The organism is Argonema antarcticum A004/B2 (assembly GCF_023333585.1).
In the GTDB taxonomy this organism is placed as follows: Bacteria; Cyanobacteriota; Cyanobacteriia; order Cyanobacteriales; family Aerosakkonemataceae; genus Argonema; species Argonema antarcticum.
Genome location: NZ_JAIQZN010000218.1, coordinates 1 through 1,999, shown reverse-complemented (window position 1 = coordinate 1,999; position 1,999 = coordinate 1). Strand labels below are relative to the sequence as shown.

Annotated in this window: 3 protein-coding genes and 1 pseudogene; all 4 read right to left on the bottom strand. The window is 43.4% G+C overall.

Annotation, left to right across the window (positions count from 1 at the left end; all coding sequences use genetic code 11):
• Positions 1 to 305, bottom strand: a pseudogene (locus LAY57_RS35440) (DUF4114 domain-containing protein); the annotation flags it as partial.
• 572 nt (positions 306 to 877) lie between these two features.
• A complete protein-coding gene (locus tag LAY57_RS35435; protein WP_249072160.1) occupies positions 878 to 1,150 on the bottom strand; it encodes a hypothetical protein in 273 nt (90 codons plus the stop codon).
• A gap of 118 nt (positions 1,151 to 1,268) precedes the next feature.
• Complete coding sequence (locus LAY57_RS35430) at positions 1,269 to 1,451, bottom strand: hypothetical protein (RefSeq protein WP_249072158.1); 183 nt, start codon at positions 1,449 to 1,451, stop codon at positions 1,269 to 1,271.
• Positions 1,452 to 1,542: 91 nt separating this feature from the next.
• Entirely contained in the window at positions 1,543 to 1,932 is a 390-nt protein-coding gene (locus LAY57_RS35425) for a cupin domain-containing protein (protein WP_249072157.1), read from the bottom strand.
• Between the last annotated feature and the right edge of the window lie 67 nt (positions 1,933 to 1,999).

The window sequence follows — 1,999 nt, the reverse complement described above, 5'->3', positions numbered from 1 at the left end:
TTCATGGTGACGGTTTTGATGCCAGAATAAGTACCGCGATTGGAGTTGCCTTCCCAAGGTATGTTAGCTTTGAATTTAGCACCAACGGCGATGTCGTCGATGACTACATAACCCAAATTGCTTTCGGTTAAGGCACGACGCGCTGCTTCTTGAATAAAGGCTGTGGAACCTGGGGTATATTGCTCTATGCCTTGGAGGTTGAATATTGCTAATTGTCCTTGATAGGAACCGCCATCTAATAGATAATCGAAGCTCAGTGTTCCTGTGGTACCGACGGTAAATATTCCGGTATCGAAGATGGTCATAAGTTACTTTTTTTTTGCACCCTTGAAAGAAACTTTAAAACGGGGAGCTAGTCAGCAGAATTGTTAGATTTACGGAACTTTTGTAAAAGTTTGATGAAGTGAGTTTTTGGTGTCGGTAGGTACTTAGATCAAAAATTGGGGTTTCTGGCGTTAATGGGCTGGCTTTGGGTGAAATTACGGAGGTTTTATCTTTAAATGCGCCAATGACTTAGTATTCGCTGTAATTTTCAGGTGGCTATAAATCTGTCAAAAGGTAGATAGAAAAGAAGATTTGATGTGAATTTACTGCTGTTAATTGCCAAGATTTTAATATTTATAAATAACATCTATCTTTAGAAAGATGTTTTATTAACTAAAAAGGTTTGACTGTACTGACAGTATTTACTTGTTAGAGCGGAACTGTTTAACTGTGGGACGAAAGGAACACCCATCTGCACTAGACAATGGGCCATGTGCGTCAAGCGCCTTTCTTGGTTGTGCTTTAATGTTCTGAAGTGCCGATGCCGTCTAAAGTTCCAATTCTAGAGAACGTTGTTCTTGCTGCTGCTGGTGTCTCAACTCTTCGTTCCCATTCAATCCATCAGACATTTTTTGAGCCACTGAAGTAGCAGTTGCTTGAGAAGTCGAGTCATTTCTGTTCCCGCAATGCTGCGAGATGTTGCTCCGAGTGCTTTAGGAATTTCCCTTAAATTTTCCAGTAGCTCGCTCTCTGAGGAGGCATGACGAACAACCACATACTGATTATCATCAAAGCCCATTCCGTTGAGATAATCAAGAGCGTGGCCAGACAGAACAGCCGACGAGTGGGTGCTACCCCAAGGCTTCTGTGCTTGTTGAAAAAACACTTTTTTCGTAGGGAGTTTTCATTCGATCGCTATTCGATCTCTTTAAGTATTTTTGCTCAAAATGAAGCTACGGGAATTATGGGGGAATATTAGGGGACAGTAAGCACAAATGCTTATTTTATTCCGTGCGAGTTTTCCCCACTTTTTCCCCCACATCCATCTTGGTTACTCTGGGAGCAACCAGTGGCGGTATGTACATCTCTCCCTTCGTAGAATAATCAGTCGCCGCCACAGCTTGTTGGAGGTATCCCCCAAACCCCCCATATTCCGAACGAAAATGGTGTTTGGGATAGCTTGGCACTAATCGCTCCAGCAGGCATCAATCAACATCCGATTGCTTGTTGCTCCAAAAAAGTTGAAGCGCTGCCTCATCGACGATGTAAGCTGACTCGCTATCCCCAATCACCCTGTTTACCAAGCCGAGGAAAAACACTGACATCTAAGCGTCCTGCTTCTCCACCCATCAGATATACAAGGTCTTCATTGAATGGGTTACGAAGATGATGGGGTTGTTGAGGTAGCCCAAATCCCATAAAGTCCCCTGGTTCAACTTCGTATTCCCGATCTCCAATTTCCGCCATCCCTCGACCTGACAAGATGTAAACCCATTCTTCTTCATTCTGATGAGCGTGGTAAATGAAAGATTCCTTACCCGGTGGTACACGAGCAATTGTCACACCAATGCGTTTAAGACCAACAGCACGCCCAAGAAACCGTAAATAAATTTCGGAATTGGGATTGAGCGGATGATGAAACTCAAACGCATCTATTGCATTAGACATCTCCAAAAACTACCAAAGCCTCTCTAATATTGGTTTTTGACTACCTGCCCTTTAAGGGGCAGGTAGT

Coding starts and splice junctions, on each gene's coding strand:
- LAY57_RS35425 (WP_249072157.1), bottom strand. CDS start 1,932: ATGTCTAATGCAATAGATGCGTTTGAGTTTCATCATCCGCTCAATCCC.